Origin of the sequence: Pseudomonas sp. M30-35 (assembly GCF_002163625.1) — a bacterium.
GTDB lineage: Bacteria > Pseudomonadota > Gammaproteobacteria > Pseudomonadales > Pseudomonadaceae > Aquipseudomonas.
The window spans coordinates 1,510,988-1,527,626 of record NZ_CP020892.1 but is presented as its reverse complement, the minus strand read 5'-3'; the positions used below and the strand labels follow the sequence as shown (position 1 = coordinate 1,527,626).

At 54.8% G+C, this 16,639-nt stretch carries 15 protein-coding genes; 9 read left to right on the top strand and 6 right to left on the bottom strand.

The window, feature by feature from the left end:
• Nucleotides 1-73 precede the first annotated feature (73 nt).
• Nucleotides 74-712, top strand: coding sequence for a TetR/AcrR family transcriptional regulator (locus tag B9K09_RS07130; protein WP_087516156.1), 639 nt, complete (start codon nucleotides 74-76; stop codon nucleotides 710-712).
• A gap of 18 nt (nucleotides 713-730) precedes the next feature.
• Here B9K09_RS07130 and B9K09_RS07125 read toward each other — a convergent pair whose 3' ends face one another.
• Nucleotides 731-1,486 (bottom strand): class I SAM-dependent methyltransferase, encoded by a 756-nt coding sequence (locus tag B9K09_RS07125; protein ID WP_371917450.1) that lies wholly within the window; start codon nucleotides 1,484-1,486, stop codon nucleotides 731-733.
• Between the two features lie 380 nt (nucleotides 1,487-1,866).
• On the opposite strand from B9K09_RS07125, the gene B9K09_RS07120 reads away from it, so the two are divergent.
• The 8 genes from B9K09_RS07120 to B9K09_RS07085 all read left to right on the top strand — a co-directional run bounded on the left by B9K09_RS07120 (nucleotide 1,867) and on the right by B9K09_RS07085 (nucleotide 10,753).
• Nucleotides 1,867-2,172: a DUF2282 domain-containing protein gene (locus B9K09_RS07120; RefSeq protein ID WP_087516155.1), complete on the top strand. Its 306-nt coding sequence runs from the start codon at nucleotides 1,867-1,869 to the stop codon at nucleotides 2,170-2,172.
• Between the two features lie 25 nt (nucleotides 2,173-2,197).
• Nucleotides 2,198-3,094: a DUF692 domain-containing protein gene (locus B9K09_RS07115; RefSeq protein ID WP_087516154.1), complete on the top strand. Its 897-nt coding sequence runs from the start codon at nucleotides 2,198-2,200 to the stop codon at nucleotides 3,092-3,094.
• Complete coding sequence (locus B9K09_RS07110) at nucleotides 3,091-3,864, top strand: DUF2063 domain-containing protein (RefSeq protein WP_087516153.1); 774 nt, start codon at nucleotides 3,091-3,093, stop codon at nucleotides 3,862-3,864. Before B9K09_RS07115 ends, B9K09_RS07110 begins: the two co-directional genes overlap by 4 nt.
• A gap of 12 nt (nucleotides 3,865-3,876) precedes the next feature.
• Complete coding sequence (locus B9K09_RS07105; RefSeq protein WP_087516152.1) at nucleotides 3,877-4,392, top strand: DoxX family protein; 516 nt, start codon at nucleotides 3,877-3,879, stop codon at nucleotides 4,390-4,392.
• Nucleotides 4,393-4,412: 20 nt separating this feature from the next.
• Nucleotides 4,413-4,742 (top strand): hypothetical protein, encoded by a 330-nt coding sequence (locus B9K09_RS07100; protein ID WP_087516151.1) that lies wholly within the window; start codon nucleotides 4,413-4,415, stop codon nucleotides 4,740-4,742.
• Nucleotides 4,743-4,866: 124 nt separating this feature from the next.
• Nucleotides 4,867-6,123 carry a TolC family protein gene (locus B9K09_RS07095; RefSeq protein ID WP_087516150.1) on the top strand — a complete coding sequence of 419 codons (1,257 nt, stop codon included), beginning with the start codon at nucleotides 4,867-4,869 and terminating at the stop codon, nucleotides 6,121-6,123.
• A complete protein-coding gene (locus tag B9K09_RS07090; protein WP_177408646.1) occupies nucleotides 6,120-7,610 on the top strand; it encodes an efflux RND transporter periplasmic adaptor subunit in 1,491 nt (496 codons plus the stop codon). Before B9K09_RS07095 ends, B9K09_RS07090 begins: the two co-directional genes overlap by 4 nt.
• A complete protein-coding gene (locus tag B9K09_RS07085) occupies nucleotides 7,607-10,753 on the top strand; it encodes an efflux RND transporter permease subunit (RefSeq protein ID WP_087516149.1) in 3,147 nt (1,048 codons plus the stop codon). The genes B9K09_RS07090 and B9K09_RS07085 overlap by 4 nt, the downstream gene beginning before the upstream one ends.
• 12 nt (nucleotides 10,754-10,765) lie before the next feature.
• Here the strand turns inward: B9K09_RS07085 and B9K09_RS07080 are convergent, their stop codons facing one another.
• The 5 genes from B9K09_RS07080 to ppc form a co-directional block, all read right to left on the bottom strand.
• A complete protein-coding gene (locus B9K09_RS07080; protein ID WP_087516148.1) occupies nucleotides 10,766-11,647 on the bottom strand; it encodes a DUF72 domain-containing protein in 882 nt (293 codons plus the stop codon).
• Entirely contained in the window at nucleotides 11,647-11,991 is a 345-nt protein-coding gene (locus B9K09_RS07075; RefSeq protein WP_087516147.1) for a hypothetical protein, read from the bottom strand. The genes B9K09_RS07080 and B9K09_RS07075 overlap by 1 nt, the downstream gene beginning before the upstream one ends.
• A 126-nt stretch (nucleotides 11,992-12,117) precedes the next feature.
• Nucleotides 12,118-12,798 carry a tRNA (adenosine(37)-N6)-threonylcarbamoyltransferase complex dimerization subunit type 1 TsaB gene (gene tsaB, locus B9K09_RS07070; RefSeq protein ID WP_087516146.1) on the bottom strand — a complete coding sequence of 227 codons (681 nt, stop codon included), beginning with the start codon at nucleotides 12,796-12,798 and terminating at the stop codon, nucleotides 12,118-12,120.
• Nucleotides 12,799-13,015: 217 nt separating this feature from the next.
• Nucleotides 13,016-13,663 carry an adenylate kinase gene (adk, locus tag B9K09_RS07065; RefSeq protein ID WP_087516145.1) on the bottom strand — a complete coding sequence of 216 codons (648 nt, stop codon included), beginning with the start codon at nucleotides 13,661-13,663 and terminating at the stop codon, nucleotides 13,016-13,018.
• Nucleotides 13,664-13,931: 268 nt separating this feature from the next.
• Complete coding sequence (gene ppc / locus B9K09_RS07060) at nucleotides 13,932-16,568, bottom strand: phosphoenolpyruvate carboxylase (protein WP_087516144.1); 2,637 nt, start codon at nucleotides 16,566-16,568, stop codon at nucleotides 13,932-13,934.
• Nucleotides 16,569-16,639 lie beyond the last annotated feature (71 nt).

Sequence of the window (16,639 nt, the reverse complement as noted above, 5' to 3'; positions counted from 1 at the left end):
AAGTTTTAGAATATTTATACTGATGGGTATAGTATAAATACCAAACTCACCAGTCCAGTATTAAAAACCACTAATGCCAAACAAGTTGTTACAGTCAAATGGCCCGGGTCGGCCCAAAGATCTCGCAAAACGCAACGCCATTCTGGAAGCGGCGAAAACGCTGTTTCTGCGCAACGGTTACGACGGTAGCAGCATGGACGCAATTGCCGCTGAGGCAGGCGTGTCTAAACTCACGGTGTACAACCACTTCACAGATAAAGAGACACTGTTCTCGGCGGCAGTCAAAGCCAAATGCGAAGCACAAATACCTGAATTGCTGTTTGAGTTGCCCGACGAAACCCCTATCGAAACAATCTTGCTTAACGTTGCACTTGCCTTTCATACGCTGATCAATAGCCGTGAGTCGATTGAGCTGCACCGGGTCATGGTCAGCCTAAGCGGCCAGGACACCAAGCTATCGAAACTGTTCTTCGAAGCAGGCCCTCAACGCTTGCTCGACGCCATGCAGCGATTGCTGGAACGCGCCAATGCCAGCGGCAAGCTGAAAATCGACGATACACATATCGCCGCGGACCAGTTTTTCTGCCTGATTAAAGGCGGAGCCAACTTCTGTGTATTGATCGGCCTGGAGGAAGCCCTTGAGGGCGATGCGGCTCTGGAACATATCCAACAACACGTCGCTATGTTTATCCGTGCCTATCAAGCAGACTGAGCGGCCGCGAATACACTGTTACTTGTCTGCTGCAATGAGCTTTTTCAACGGATAGATATCGTACCGGCTGGACTTGCCCTCAAGCGCGTAGCCGGGCTTTGTGCCCTCAACGACCGGCGCTTTACGCGGGCGTTTGACCACCACACGGTGGCTGGCCAACTGCAACGCAGCAGCCAGCAAAGCAGGGGCATCCATGTCATCCCCCACCAGCGGGCGGAATACCCGCATTTCCTTTTTGACCAAAGCGCTTTTGTCGCGATGCGGGAACATCGGGTCAAGGTAAATCACCTGCGGTCGCTCACCCTGCCAATCATTCATCAAGCTAATCGCGTTGCCGACGAGCAACTGCATGCGCGCAGTAATCGGCGCCACATCAGGATCGCGCTCGGCTCGCGCCAAGCCATCTTCAAGCAGCGCGGCAATTAATGGCTGACGCTCAATCAGGCTTACAGTGCAGCCCAGACTTGCCAACACGAATGCATCGCGCCCAAGCCCAGCAGTTGCATCCAGTACCACCGGACGCACACCCGACTGAATCCCCACTGCCTTGGCTATCATCTGGCCGCTCCCGCCGCCAAACAAACGCCGATGCGCAACTGCACCCTCAACGAAATCTACACGTACTGGCCCAGGCGCTTGCGGGCCGAGTTCGGCTAACTGCAAGCCACTGTCCGCTAGTTGCAAAGCAAATGCCGCCTCACCCACTTGCGGCAAACCCAGCCGCGCTGCCCATTGCTTTGCGGCTGCCGCCAAATGGGGAGCCAACGCATCCATACGGACAGTGGTGCTAGGGTTGTCTTGACTCATCTGCATCTGCTCATCTGCATCTATATTGGGCTTGGTCACGCAAAAAAAGACCAGCGCTAAACCGACCGCTATTTTGCCAGAGCCAACCGGGGAAAGGTGAGTCATCTGAATAACTCCCTTGCCCGCATTTGCTCCTATCGACTCGTGAAACTCACGAGTTTTTAAATTATTTCAGTCCGCTCTGTAATAAATCCGTACGCCCTCTCTCTGTATTACTAGGCGCGCCAAGTCAAATGGGGGGACTCCTTGTCCTTGTCTTGAGTGATAGCGCGCTAACGGGCGATAGCCACATTCATCGCCAACCCTGAGTTTGAGTATATGCATCCAACTAACGGAGATTCACCTTTATGAATGCCAAGACCCGTACTGTTTCCGCCGCTAGCCTCGCACTCGCATTGGGCGCAGCTGTGGCACTGTCATCTGCTGTAGTTACAACTGCACATGCCGCCGACAACGAAAAATGCTTCGGTATTTCTCTGCAAGGCAAAAACGATTGTGCAGCAGGTGCTGGCACTACTTGCGCAGGCACTGCAAAAACCGACTACCAAGCCAACGCCTGGAAATACGTTCCAACTGGGACATGTGAAAAAACTGAGTCGCCAACGTCGCCAACTGGCTTTGGTCAGTTGACTGAATATAAGCCAAAGGCTTAAGCACTGACGATCAGGAGCACTGCACATGACATTGTCCCCTTTACCGCATGTAAGCAGCGCTTCTGATATACACCTAACCCTGCCCGTTCGAGCAGGGTTAGGTTTAAAAAACCAGCACATCTCGCAAATTCTCAACGAAAAAACCGATATTGGTTTTTTTGAAGTGCACGCTGAAAACTACATGATTGCTGGCGGGCCATTTCACCATCATCTAACGCAGATTCGTCAGCGCTATGCCCTGTCGATTCACGGTGTAGGTTTATCGATCGGTGCCGAACAAGCTATCGACGAAGATCACCTGGACCGCCTGGCCGAGCTACTCAACCGTTACCAACCACACTCTTTTTCAGAACATCTGGCCTGGTCAAGCCACGGCGAGAACTTTTATAACGACCTGCTACCGATTCCTTACGACCAAGCCACTCTGGCGCGCGTTTGTGAGCACATTGATCGTGTCCAAGAACGCTTGCAGCGGCGCATGCTTCTAGAAAACCCCTCGACTTATGTTGAGTTTGCCCACTCCAGCATGAGCGAAGCCGATTTCATCCGTGCAGTCGTAGAACGTACCGGCTGCGGCCTGCTGCTCGATGTCAATAATGTGTATGTATCGTGCGTCAACCACAACTGGAACCCGCAGCAATACATTGCCAGCCTGCCACTTGCAGCAGTCGGTGAAATACATTTGGCTGGCTTCGCTGAGGATCAAGACAGTGCCGGTAGTCGCCTGTTAATCGATGCCCATTGTGCACCCGTCGATAACGCAGTCTGGTCGCTCTACCGCGACGTTCTTAGCCGCACCGGCCCGCTGCCAACATTGATCGAGCGTGACAACGATATTCCGCCCCTTGCTGTGCTGCTTGCTGAAGTGCAGCAGGCCGAAGGTCTATTAGCACAGCACGCGCAACAGCTGGAGCGAGCATGAGCTACCAGCAGGAATTTTCCAGCGCATTGATCAATGCTGAACAGCCTTGTCCTACCCAGCTGAAAACCTGGAATGGTTCTGACAGCAGCAGTCGTTTTGCGGTATATCGCAACAACGTTATCAGTTCATTGATCAACGCTCTTGCCGATAATTTCCCCGTGGTATTGCAGTTGGTCGGCGATGACTTTTTCCGGGCGATGGCCAATGTGTTTGTTCGCGAGTTCCCGCCACAAACGCGAATTCTGACCTTTTACGGGGCTGGCTTTGCCCGGTTTATCGAGGCATTTCCACCTGCCCGAAGCCTGCCCTATCTTGCTGACGTGGCACGCCTTGAGTTTGTCCGCATTCAGGCTTATCACAGCGCTGATGTCGCAGCACTGGGTCCAGAACAAATTAGCCAAGTGTTAAGCCAGCCCGAAGCACTTGAACGGATGACGTTTACCCTGCATCCATCACTTACGGTGCTTAATTCTGCCCACGCGATTGTCTCGCTGTGGGGCGCGCATCAGGGCCATATTGATATTACGCAGGTCAACCCAAACACCGCTGAACATGCCCTGATATTGCGTAACCAACTGGATGTTGAGGTGATGCATATATCAGCCGCTGCGGCACTGTTTATTGGCGTGCTGATGGAACGGCAACCGTTAGCAGCGGCTGTCGAATATGCCATCGCTTGCGAGCCTGACTTTGACCTGCCCCCGCTTTTGGCCCACCTGATTCAAGCAGGTGCAATCACCCGTTATAGCGTTTCCAACTCTGCCGCCTAACAAGGATGCTTCATGATTAATTTACCCAACCCACAGGCTTCAGCGCCGGTACGTGTGATTAACCGCGCGATCGATTTGCTGAAGCGAATCCCTTACAGCCTGATTGCGTTTATCGGGCGGTTCTCGATCGCTGCCGTGTTCTGGAAATCCGGACAGACAAAAATTACCGGCCTTGAAATTGATCTTGTCTCCGGCACATTCGTTTTCGGTATCCCCTCACTCTCCCCTTCGGCAATTCCACTATTCTCGGATGAGTATAAATTGCCTTTTTTATCCCCTGAATTTGCTGCCACGCTATCTGCATGCGCGGAGCACTTTCTACCCGTGCTGATTCTGTTTGGATTTGCCACACGCTTCTCAGCACTGGGCTTGCTGATGATGACATTAGTGATTCAACTGCTGGTTTATCCGGGAGCTTATCCAACTCACGGGGTATGGGCTGCGGTGTTCTTAATGCTTATAAGCAAAGGTCCTGGCATGTTATCGCTGGACCACTTGATTGCACGTCGCTATGGCGACAAGCGATAAAAACCGGTTAGAGTAGTTAAATGAACCTGTTTATTCGGCATGCCATGCGCATCTTGATCTGCCTGACACTGGCCTTTAATGGTCTGGTGCAGGCAGATGTGCGCCTACCGTGCCCAATGAACGAAGGCAATACGGTGCAGCACGACGCGATGGAGTGCTGCGCAGAGCAAATGGACATGGCTGAGAAGTTCTGCGAGAGCGGACTCGAATGCCAAGCCAACAGTGTCATGGTTCAAGTTCTAAGCCTTAAATCCCCGGCAAACTTTGCCCACCAGCCAGTTGTATCGGCGCAAACCGACTTCATAGCATCAACGGCTCCCGATAGCGTCTGGCGCCCTCCCCGGGCCTGATTCCTTTTCTATGTTTTGAGTTCCAGCCGGATCCATAGCGATCACGGTTGGGCGCTGCGTGCTTGGTTACCGGTTATTCAGGTGCAGCACTCGGCGTGACTTCCACATGATTGGAATCGCCGCAATGAAATTTCAATATGCATGCCTACACCCATTGGTGTGGGCACTGGCGACTGTGCTATCCGGGCTAGTCAGCCATGGCGCCTATGCGCTGTCACTTACAGAAGCCATGCGTGAGGCCGAACGTGATGCCCCGTCACTTGCGGCCCAAGCCGCACAAGTTGACGCAGCAAGAAACGACGCCATACCTGCGGGTGAATTGCCCGACCCCAAGCTACTCCTTGGTTTACAGAATTACCCTATCAACGGCCCTGATCGCGGCGAGCTAAATGCGATGCCGATGACATCAACAAAAATCGGTGTAATGCAGCAAATGCTCAACGCCGATAAGCGCAAAGCACGGGTTGATCGGGCTCAGGCTGGTGTCGAACGGGCAAAGATTGAAGAGCAGATTGAACGCTTAAATGTACGCCGCGAAACAGCGCTGGCGTGGATATCGACTCTGGCGGTTGAACGTAAAATTGCTCTATTCAAGACCCTCTACAACGAAAACCGCTTGCTTAGCAAAGCAGTTCAAGCTCGCCTTGCTGGCGGTAATGGCCAGACCGCAGACACCATCGCACCACAAATGGAAGCCGCGTTGCTTGAAGAGCAAGAAGATCAGCTTCGACAGGACCTCGCGCTGCAGCGGGCCGCATTGCGGCGCTGGGTCGGAGTACGCGCAAATGAAAAACTGACTGGGCAAATGCCTAACTGGCCTGTCGACTCGCAGTACTACAAACACAACCTGGAACGTCACCCTGAGCTTGCAGCCTTCGCATCGATAACCAGCGAAGCACAAGCGCAATTGCGTGAAGCCAAGGCTGAAAAAAAATCCGACTGGAGCTGGGAAGTCGCTTACCAGAATCGCGATCAGGATTTCGGCGACATGGTCAGCCTGCAACTCAGTATTGATCTGCCAATTTTTAGCGGTTCACGGCAGGACCCGAAGATTGCTGCACGCAGCTCCAGGCTGAATCAAATCGAAGCTGAGCAGGAAGCGCAACTGCGCCTGCACACTCAACAGCTAGAGGACGACCTGGCGACCTATCAACGTCTTGACCGTGCATTTAAACGCAGCCAGACAACCTTAGTTCCACTGGCCAGAGACAAAGTAAAGCTGTCGATGGCGGACTACCGTGCCGCCCGCAACCAGTTATCAGTCGTTATCAGCGCCCGCCAAGAACTTATCGAGGCGCAACTCAAGCAGATTGATATCGAACAGCAGCGTGCACTCACCAGCGCCCGCCTGTATTTCACTGACATGGAGGCAGGCCTGTGAGCACTCAATTTTATCAACGCTTGATCATCACCGGTTTATTGCTTGCTGTTGGCGCAGCGGCTGGCTACTGGCTGGCAAGCGTGTCGCCCGCAGGCAGCGTAATGTCCGCAGAAGAGCCTGCTGAAACCGCCAGCACAGAGAAGAAAGTACTGTATTGGTATGACCCTATGTTCCCGCAGCAGAAGTTTGATGAACCCGGTAAGTCGCCCTTTATGGACATGCAACTGGTGCCCCGTTACGGCGACGAAGATGGCGAAGCCGCAGGTATCAGCATCGACTCAAGCATCACCCAAAACCTGGGGATGCGCTTGGCCGAGGTAACATTGGGCTCGCTTAATCGAGAAATACGAGCATCGGGCACCCTGACCTTGAATGATCGCGATGTTGCGGTCCTGCAAGCACGCAACATGGGGTTTGTAGAGCGTGTCTATGCACGCGCGGAGCAGGATGTAATACCGGCTGGAGCGCCGTTGGCGGATATATTAGTGCCTGAATGGACCAGCGCCCAGGAAGATTACCTGGCACTGCGTAACAGCGGTGCGGGGAGTCTTATCGCTGCTGCCAAACAGCGAATGCGGCTGGTCGGCATGCCCGCAGGGCTTATTAGCAAAGTCGAACGCAGCGGCAAGTTACACGCGGTATGGACAGTTACCAGCCCGATCGCCGGAGTGATTGAACAGCTCGATGTTCGTCAGGGCATGACTGTGGCCACCGGCATGACGCTCGCTCGAGTAAACGGCTTAAGCAGTGTTTGGCTGGATGTAGCTGTTCCTGAAGCACAAGGTGCAGGCTTGGCAGCTGGCCAATCTGTTGAGGCCCGCCTGCCCGGCTTTGCCAGCGAAGTGATCGAAGGTCGTATCAGCGCAATTTTGCCTCAGGCTGACTTGCGATCGCGCACACTGCGCGTGCGCGTCGAACTGGATAACCGTGACGGTAAGCTGCGCCCAGGGCAAACCGCCAACGTGCGTCTTGCGCAAACCTCAACAACTCCCGTGTTACTGGTACCAAGCGAAGCGGTTATCCGCAGCGGCCGACGGGCGCTGGTGATGCTGGCAACCGAAAAAGGCCGCTATCAAGCCACGCAGGTAGCGCTGGGCCAGGAATCTGGTGAGCAGATCGAGATCACCCAAGGCCTGGAGGCGGGTCAGAAAGTCGTCGCCTCAGGGCAGTTCCTGCTCGACTCAGAAGCCAGCTTACGCGGCATCGAAATTACAGCGCTTGGCAGTACTCAAAACAATGCGATGAACGCTGCGTTGCACCAAGCGGAAGGCAAAATCATCAACCTTGGGCAAGACAACATTACCCTCGCCCACGGTCCATTCAAGACATTGTCGATGCCCGGCATGACCATGCAATTCCCAGTCGCAAACCCTCAACTGCTTGCAGGATTGCAGGTTGGAGACTCGGTGCGAGTCGCGGTAAGCGAAGGCGATAACGGTTTACTGATTGAGCAAATAGAACCAATGAAAATGGAGATGCAACCATGATCGCATCACTGATTCGCTGGTCGGTTGGCAACCGTTTTCTGGTATTGCTTGCCACTACCTTTGCCACTGCCTGGGGCGTTTGGGCGGTGCAGAACACCGCAATCGACGCCCTGCCCGACTTGTCCGATGTGCAGGTGATCATCCGCACCCCATACCTCGGGCAAGCACCGCAGATTGTCGAAAACCAGGTGACCTACCCGCTGACGACAACCATGTTGTCGGTGCCGGGAGCGAAGACTGTTCGTGGTTATTCGTTCTTCGGTGACAGTTATGTTTATGTGTTGTTCGAAGACGGTACAGATCTGTACTGGGCGCGCTCACGGGTGCTTGAGTACCTCAGCCAGATTCAGGGAAAACTGCCTGAAGGGGCTAAGCCAACACTGGGTCCTGACGCCACTGGAGTCGGCTGGATCTACCAATATGCGCTGGTCGATCGCAGCGGCAAGCACGACCTCAGTCAATTACGCTCACTGCAGGATTGGTTCCTCAAGTTTGAGTTGAAAACCCTGCCCAATGTTGCCGAGGTTGCCAGTATCGGCGGCATGGTCAAGCAATACCAAGTCCAGCTTGATCCACTAAAGATGGCGAGCCTGGGCATCACTCAACGCGAAGTGACGGATGCAATCAGCCAAGCCAACCAGGAAACTGGCGGTGCGGTTATGGCCATGGCTGAGACCGACTTTATGGTCAGAGCCTCGGGCTACCTGGAAAACCTCAATGATTTCCGCACAATACCGCTACGTCTGGATGCCAACTCCGTACCGATTACCTTGGGCGATGTTGCCAGCATTCAAATCGGCCCAGAAATGCGCCGCGGCATTGCCGAGCTTGATGGCGAAGGTGAAGTCGCTGGCGGGGTGGTGATTTTACGCAGCGGCAAGAATGCTCGCGAAACACTGACAGCGGTGCAGAACAAACTCGACTCACTCAAAGCCAGCCTGCCGCCCGGCGTGGAGATTATTACCACCTACGATCGCAGCCAGCTGATCGACAGAGCCATCGACAACCTTAGCTTCAAGCTACTCGAAGAGTTCATCGTGGTGGCGCTGGTCTGCCTGATATTTCTTTGGCATCTACGCTCATCGATGGTGGCGATAGTTTCACTCCCGGTTGGCATTTTGATCGCATTTATCATCATGCAGCAGCAGGGAATCAACGCCAATATCATGTCGTTGGGCGGTATCGCCATCGCAATTGGCGCCATGGTCGATGCCGCCGTAGTGATGATCGAAAACGCGCACAAAAAGATTGAGCTTTGGCACACCAAACACCCCGATCAGGAGTTACGCGGCGAGCAACATTGGCAAGTTATCTGCGATGCCGCCGTCGAGGTTGGGCCAGCATTGTTTTTCAGCCTGTTGATCATCACCCTCTCGTTCATTCCGGTATTCACCCTGCAGGCGCAAGAAGGTCGTTTGTTTGCGCCACTGGCTTATACCAAGACCTATTCGATGGCTGCCGCTGCAGGCCTGTCGATTACGCTGATTCCGGTACTGATGGGCTACTGGATTCGCGGGAAGATTCCCAGTGAGCATAAAAACCCGATCAATCGCTGGTTAATCAACATCTACCAACCAGCACTGGACGCGGTACTGCGCAAACCCAAAGCCACCCTGATTGTTGCTGTGCTGGTCTTTCTCAGCGCGGCATGGCCAGTGTCGCAACTCGGTGGCGAGTTCTTACCACCATTGGATGAAGGAGATCTGCTCTATATGCCGTCGGCACTGCCGGGCTTGTCCGTGCAAAAAGCTGCCGAGTTGCTGCAACAGACTGATCGGCTGATCAAAACGGTGCCTGAGGTCGCACGGGTATTTGGTAAGGCTGGCCGTGCCGAAAGCGCCACCGACCCGGCACCGCTGGAAATGTTTGAAACCACTATCCAGTTCAAACCGCGTGATCAGTGGCGCGAAGATATGACCCCCGAAAAACTGATTGAAGAACTCGACCGTGTTGTTAAGGTGCCTGGGCTTAGCAATATCTGGATTGCGCCGATTCGTAACCGTATCGACATGCTTGCAACCGGCATTAAAAGCCCGATTGGCGTCAAAGTCGCTGGCCCTAATCTGCTGCAAATAGACGAGGTTACCCAAGCCGTTGAGAAAGTCGCAAAACAGGTCGATGGCGTCAGCTCGGCACTCGCTGAACGTCTGACTGGCGGGCGCTATATCGATGTCGACATAAACCGTCAGGCAGCAGCTCGCTACGGGTTAAACATTGCTGACGTACAGGCCATCATCGCCAGCGCCGTTGGGGGGGCTAATGTCGGCGAGACCATTGAAGGGCTGGCACGTTATCCAATCAGCGTGCGTTATCCGCGTGAATGGCGCGACTCGTTAAGCCGCCTGAAAACTTTACCAATCTACACCCCGCAGGGCGACCAGATCACCCTCGGCAGTGTTGCCGAGGTGAAAATTACAGATGGCCCGCCAATGCTCAAAAGCGAGAACGCACGCCCTTCCGGCTGGGTTTACGTTGATGTACGGGGTCGCGACTTGGCATCGGTGGTGGCTGACCTGCGCACCGCGATTGATCAACAGGTCACCCTGCAACCTGGCATGAGCTTGAGCTATGCAGGGCAGTTCGAGTTCCTGCAACGGGCCAATGAGCGCATGAAATTAGTGGTGCCAGCAACGCTGATGATTATCTTGGTGCTGCTCTACTTAACCTTCTCACGCTTCAGCGAAGCATTGCTGATCATGGCCACACTGCCCTTTGCGCTAACTGGCGGGATCTGGTTTCTGTACCTGCTCGATTACAACCTCTCGGTCGCCACCGGCGTCGGCTTTATCGCCTTGGCTGGAGTCGCCGCCGAGTTTGGCGTGATCATGTTGCTGTACCTGAAAAACGCCTGGCTGGAGCGCCTTGAGCAAGGTCGAACCGGTCAAAGTGCTTTGATTGAGGCGATTCGCGAAGGCGCAGTGCAACGCGTGCGGCCAAAAGCGATGACGGTGGCGGTGATTATTGCGGGCTTACTGCCGATCATGTGGGGTGGCGGTACCGGCAGTGAGGTCATGAGCCGTATCGCAGCGCCGATGATTGGCGGCATGATTACCGCACCACTACTTTCGTTGTTCGTGGTGCCAGCTGCATATTTGTTGATGAGAAGACGCAAGCAGCAAGGGATAGAGCTAACCCGTGACTAACGACTAAACCAACTATAGAAGCCCCAACTGTTCAGCTGGGGCTTCTACGTTGAGAGCGGGCAACTCAGGCATGCCGGGTAAGCGCGTCATCAGTTGCTGATGAAAACGTCGGGCCAATTGCGGCGCCAGGCGGTTATCCGACGTGTGCAAAAACACATAGGGGCTCAGGCCTTGCTCGATCCAATTGGCGACTTTATCCAGCCACGGCGCCATAAATGGATCATTCTCAAGCAATTCAGGATGACCAATAAAACGCAACTGCGGCGCCTGACTAAACGCGGTAGGACGAGTGGGTAAGCGCGGCTTTTTATCTTGCGCATGCACGATTCCCGGGTCGCTGGAGTGACAACTAAACAGCGCTCGTGAATCCAGACAAATACGCTCCACGCCTTGATCAAGCAGTAATCGATTTAACGCCCGCTCGGCATCGCCCTTGGCAAAAAACTCCGGGTGACGCACTTCTATGGCTAATGCCTTGCCGCCAAAATGCTCCGCGCTAGTGCCCCAATGTTCAATCAACATAGCCAATTCAAACAAGCGATGCGGGGAAAAGCTTGCTGGCAATTGCAACCAGTAAGGCGCAATACGCGGGCCTAAAGGCGCTAGCAATCGACGAAATTCATCAATTGCATGGAATTGCTCACGCAAGTCAGCGGCATGACTGATATCACGGGGCAACTTGGCACAAAAGCGAAAATGCTCAGGCATCGCCACAGACCACTTGGCGATGGTTTCAGGCGCAGGGCGCGCATAGAACGTGGTGTTGCCTTCTACCGCATTGAACAGTTGGCAATATTGCTTGAGATAATCAGCAGACGTGCTGCTTTGCGGATAAACCGCACCACGCCAGGCTGATTCGCTCCACGACGGGCAGCCGAGAAAATACGGGAGCACTAGGCGTAAAGATCGAGACCCAGCACCTGCTGCGCATCGGTTTCGGTAATGAATTCAGCCGTGCTGCTGTAACTGGCAATCGCTTGCGAAGCTCGACTGCTGATGGCGGGCTGTTGGTAGGTTAAATCCTGCGCCTGCATCGCGCGGCTCTGTCCGCCTTCGCTAGAGGCTTGCACTCGACGAATCTGCGGCGCTTGTTCAAAGCCTTGAGTCGCACCAACTGTTGCAGGTTGTTCACGGCGCGCTTCAGTCTCGCGTTGGGCTTCGCGATACGGGGTGACAGCAGTCCCCGAGCGAGGGCCACGATCCGGCGAATATGAAGGTATGGAGCCGTCAATGCGCATCAATAAAAGCTCTGAGATTCAGTAAATACGGTACTTGCAGCTGCAATTTAGCTGTGCGTGAGCGGGTTGGCAATCAACAACTGATCAGCCGCTGGCTTTTTTGCACCAACGGCCCGAAAAAACAGGCTAACGTGACGCTTTCGGCGTCGCGACTTGATCACGCAAGTAAACAGGTTGTGCCTCATCCGCGACCAGCGACTCACCACGCGCCCAGGCAAACTGCGCCAATGTCAGCAGGTCTTGTGCATGCGGCAGCATCGATGGGTCCTGAGCACTGGGTTTGACCCCAATACGCTCAGCAAAAGTGCCCCACCCCGTACCGGCGGCAAACCAGTCACCTGTTGCGTCTTCTGGGAGAACGACGAGCTCGGGGGCTAGCACAGCTTCACGCCCGAGCAGGCGCATCTCACCTTGCTGCGCCTGATAGCAACCCCAATAAACCTCATCCATGCGCGCATCAATCGCGGCGGCAACTTGGTCGGCGCCATGTTCACGCATCGAGCGTTGAGCCAACACGGCTAGATTTGACACCGGGATAACCGGGCGATCCAACGCAAACGCGAGCCCCTGCACCACACCGATGGCGATACGGATACCAGTGAACGCGCCTGGCCCGCGGCCAAAGGCAATAGCATCAAGTGCCGACAACGGTATACCGGCCTCGGCCATTAACGTTTTGATCATCGGCAGCAGGCGTTGAGCATGCTGGCGAGGTATTACTTCGTAATGGCTGATCACCTTGCCGTCATGGAGCAAGGCGACTGAACAGGCTTCAGTGGCTGTATCGAGGGCCAACAAGGTGGTCATGTGTGAATCCAGCAAGCAGATGGTCGCGCAGTATAAACGCTGAGCACAATAAGCTGTAGGCGTGCAGCCTTACAGTGGTCTATCAGTGGTGGCCTCAGCGGCCTTCATGCTGTTTTATAGCGCATAAACAACAACGGCCCGCCTAAGCGAGCCGTTGAATCGATGCATACTGGCTATCTGACAAAAAACTGCCGAGCCCAGTGTTCTCGCGTTTATCTTAAGAGAGTGCAGCCAAAACCTTGGTAGTAATCTCTTCAACCGAGCCAACACCAGCAATGGCGCTGTACTTAGGCGTGCCTTCAGCTGCAGCCATCTTCTGGTAAAAATCTACCAGCGGCTTGGTTTGCGAGTGATAGACCGACAAGCGATGACGCACAGTTTCTTCTTTGTCGTCTTCACGCTGAATCAGCTCTTCACCGGTTTCGTCGTCTATACCTTCGACTTTCGGCGGATTGTGCTCGGTGTGATACACGCGGCCAGAGGCAGGGTGTACACGACGACCAGCGATGCGGCCGACGATCTCTTCGTCTGCAACAGCGATCTCAACCACGTGGTCAATAGTCACGCCAGCTTGCTTGAGTGCTTCTGCCTGCGGAATGGTGCGCGGGAAGCCGTCAAACAGGAAACCATTGACGCAGTCTTGTTGAGTGATGCGCTCTTTGATCAGGTCGATGATAATTTCATCCGATACCAAACCACCGCTATCCATAACGCCTTTGACTTTGAGGCCAAGTGGGCTGCCAGCCTTCACGGCAGCACGTAGCATATCGCCAGTCGAAATCTGTGGAATAGCGAACTTCTTGGTAATGAAGCCCGCTTGGGTACCTTTTCCGGCACCGGGCGCCCCTAGCAAAATCACGCGCATCGATGTGCTCCTCAAATTGTAATTAGTAATCAGTGGACTCGCCTCTTGGGGCCAATCTCAGAATATTCAGGGCAGCGGCACAGTCGCGCAACAAACTGCCAAAGGCCGATCAAGATACACAGCAGTCCCCCCCTGCACAAGCCACCGAAAGTCGGATACGCCTGCAAGCGCTGTTAGCACCTACTTACGGCTGCAGCGCTGCATACCCCTTGGACCAGGTGCAGCAGCGCGATAGCAGAGTATTACGCAGGCGCGAACAGGCCCTCAGTTAACCGGTATTACGCAAACCGGCAGCAATACCGGCCACACTGACCAGCAAAGCCTGCTCCAGAGGGGTGTCGGCTTGGTTTTCACGCATTCTTGAGCGCGCCAATAACTCTGCCTGCAATAGATGCAACGGGTCTAGATAGGTATTGCGCACGGTTATTGACTCAAGTGTCTCAGGGCTGTGACCAAGCAGTTGCGACTGCTGAGTCAGGCCTAGCACGCACGTACAGGCCTGCGACAATAGGTCGCGTAAATGCGCACCCAAAGGCTGTAACGCTGGATCGACTAACCGGTCATCGTAAAGCCCGGCGATTGCCTCGTCGGCCTTGCTAAGCACCATCTCCAGCATATCGATACGGGTACGAAAGAACGGCCACTGTTCACGCATTTGTTCCAGCAAAGCCCCTTCATCACGCTGTAGCGCGTTATTTAAAGCACTTTCCCAACCCAGCCACGCGGGAAGCATTAGCCGCGTTTGGGTCCAGGCGAAGATCCACGGAATAGCCCGCAAACTCTCGACACCGCCCGCGCGGCGTTTTGCCGGACGACTGCCTAAAGGTAAGCGCCCCAGCTCCTGTTCTGGAGTGGCCTGACTAAAGTAGTCAACAAATTCTGGAGTTTCGCGTACAACGGCGCGATAACCGGCAACACCATCCGCAGCCAGTTTATCCATCATCTCGCGCCAGGCCGGTTGCGGAGCTGGCGGTGGCAAAAGTGTGGCCTCAAGCACGGCGGCCAAGTACAGGTTAAGGTTCTGCTCGGCGATATCTGGCAACCCGAACTTGAAGCGGATCATCTCGCCCTGCTCGGTGGTGCGAAAACGCCCGGCAACCGAGCCCGGTGGTTGCGACAGAATCGCCGCATGCGCAGGGCCACCACCACGACCGACCGTGCCGCCACGGCCGTGAAACAACAACAGCTCGACGTCATGAGCCTTGCAAATATCAACCAATGCTTCCTGAGCGCGGTACTGCGCCCACGCTGCGGCAGTAGTGCCAGCATCCTTTGAGGAGTCGGAATAACCGATCATCACTTCTTGCGGACCGTGCAACTTGGCGCGATAGCCTTTTATGCCTAATAAACGCTCAATCACCGGCCCTGCGTTGTCCAGATCAGCAAGGGTTTCAAACAATGGCACCACGCGCATAGGCCGTTGCAAGCCCGCTTCCTTGAGCAACAGTTGCACCGCCAGCACATCTGAACAAGCGCCCGCCATGGAAATCACATAAGAACCCAGGGATGCCGCTGGCGCACGCGCCACCTCACGGCAGGTTGCCAGCACTTCTGCCGTTTCGGCGCTTGGCTTGAAATGCTCTGGCAACAAGGGTCGACGGTTTTCCAACTCGGTCAACAGAAATTGCAAACGCTGGTCTTCATCCCACTCGGCATAACTGCCAAGTCCGAGATAATCGGTGATTTCATTAAGCGCTGCAGCATGCCGAGAAGAGTCCTGGCGCACGTCCAGACGGACCAAAAACAAGCCAAATGTTGCCGCACGACGCAGACAATCCAGTAATGCCCCATCGGCAATAACACCCATACCGCATTCATGCAGTGAGTGATAACACAGCTGCAATGGCTCAAGCAGCTCACGGTTGTCAGACAGTACCGCCTCACTGGCTTGCGCATCACTATGCAGTGCGTCCTGCGCCCAGCGTCGAGTCTCCCGTAAACGCTCGCGCAACTGTTTGAGCAATGCCCGATATGGCTCAGCGGTTTCACCAACTACCGCGCATAGCTCAGGGCTGGCCTCTTGCATCGACAATCCGGCCGCGAGTTGGTCAATGTCGCGCAAGTACAAATCCGCCGCCATCCAGCGCGACAGCAAGAGCACTTCGCGGGTTACCGGGGCCGTTACATTGGGGTTGCCATCACGGTCGCCACCCATCCAGGAGGCAAAGCGTATGGGCGCTGCTTCAAGCGGCAAATGCAGACCCGTCGCAGCATGCAAGGCAATGTCAGCCTGGCGCATAAAATTCGGCACCGCCTGCCATAGCGAGTGCTCGATGACCGCGAAGCCCCATTTAGCCTCATCAACGGGGGTTGGCCGGGTGCGACGAATTTCTTCGGTATGCCAAGCCTCGGCAATCAACTGGCGCAAGCGATCACTGATCTGCTTGTGCTCATTGTCAGTCAAGTCGAGGTGATCTTGCCGCGCCAGCTCAGCAGCAATAGCGTCGTACTTTTGAATCAAAGTACGCCGTGCAACCTCCGTTGGGTGTGCAGTGAGCACCAGCTCAATATCCAGACGACTTAATTGTCGAGCCAGCTCGTCGGCACCATGGCCACTGCTGAGTAAGCGCTGCAATAACTCGCCCAGCACACGGGATTCAAAGGGCTCTGGCTCGCCACTGGTTCGCCGGCGAATACGGTGATATTGCTCTGCGATATTGGCCAAGTTGAGAAACTGGTTAAACGCGCGTGCCACGGGTAACAGCTCTTCGTCGTTAAGGCTATTAAGGGTTTCGCTGAGCTGCTTCGCCCCTTCTTTAGAACCGCGCCGTGCAGCCTTTGCGCCTTTGCGGATACGCTCAATCTTCTCAAGAAACTCAGCGCCGTACTGAGTGCAGATAGTTTGCCCAAGCAACTCACCGAGCTGGTGGACGTTCTCGCGCAAGCGCGCGTCAATTTCAGTCATATCCGTGCTTCCCATTGCGGTAAACAGAGTAATGCATGCCCCAAGAGTGCCCCATTGCGGCAATCGGTTAC

Excerpts from the sequence above, each read along its gene's own strand:
- B9K09_RS07130 (WP_087516156.1), top strand. The coding sequence starts at position 74 with ATGCCAAACAAGTTGTTACAGTCAAATGGCCCGGGTCGGCCCAAAGAT.
- B9K09_RS07125 (WP_371917450.1), bottom strand. The coding sequence starts at position 1,486 with ATGGATGCGTTGGCTCCCCATTTGGCGGCAGCCGCAAAGCAATGGGCA.
- B9K09_RS07120 (WP_087516155.1), top strand. The coding sequence starts at position 1,867 with ATGAATGCCAAGACCCGTACTGTTTCCGCCGCTAGCCTCGCACTCGCA.
- B9K09_RS07115 (WP_087516154.1), top strand. The coding sequence starts at position 2,198 with ATGACATTGTCCCCTTTACCGCATGTAAGCAGCGCTTCTGATATACAC.
- B9K09_RS07110 (WP_087516153.1), top strand. The coding sequence starts at position 3,091 with ATGAGCTACCAGCAGGAATTTTCCAGCGCATTGATCAATGCTGAACAG.
- B9K09_RS07105 (WP_087516152.1), top strand. The coding sequence starts at position 3,877 with ATGATTAATTTACCCAACCCACAGGCTTCAGCGCCGGTACGTGTGATT.
- B9K09_RS07100 (WP_087516151.1), top strand. The coding sequence starts at position 4,413 with ATGAACCTGTTTATTCGGCATGCCATGCGCATCTTGATCTGCCTGACA.
- B9K09_RS07095 (WP_087516150.1), top strand. The coding sequence starts at position 4,867 with ATGAAATTTCAATATGCATGCCTACACCCATTGGTGTGGGCACTGGCG.
- B9K09_RS07085 (WP_087516149.1), top strand. The coding sequence starts at position 7,607 with ATGATCGCATCACTGATTCGCTGGTCGGTTGGCAACCGTTTTCTGGTA.
- B9K09_RS07075 (WP_087516147.1), bottom strand. The coding sequence starts at position 11,991 with ATGCGCATTGACGGCTCCATACCTTCATATTCGCCGGATCGTGGCCCT.
- tsaB (WP_087516146.1), bottom strand. The coding sequence starts at position 12,798 with ATGACCACCTTGTTGGCCCTCGATACAGCCACTGAAGCCTGTTCAGTC.
- adk (WP_087516145.1), bottom strand. The coding sequence starts at position 13,663 with ATGCGCGTGATTTTGCTAGGGGCGCCCGGTGCCGGAAAAGGTACCCAA.
- ppc (WP_087516144.1), bottom strand. The coding sequence starts at position 16,568 with ATGACTGAAATTGACGCGCGCTTGCGCGAGAACGTCCACCAGCTCGGT.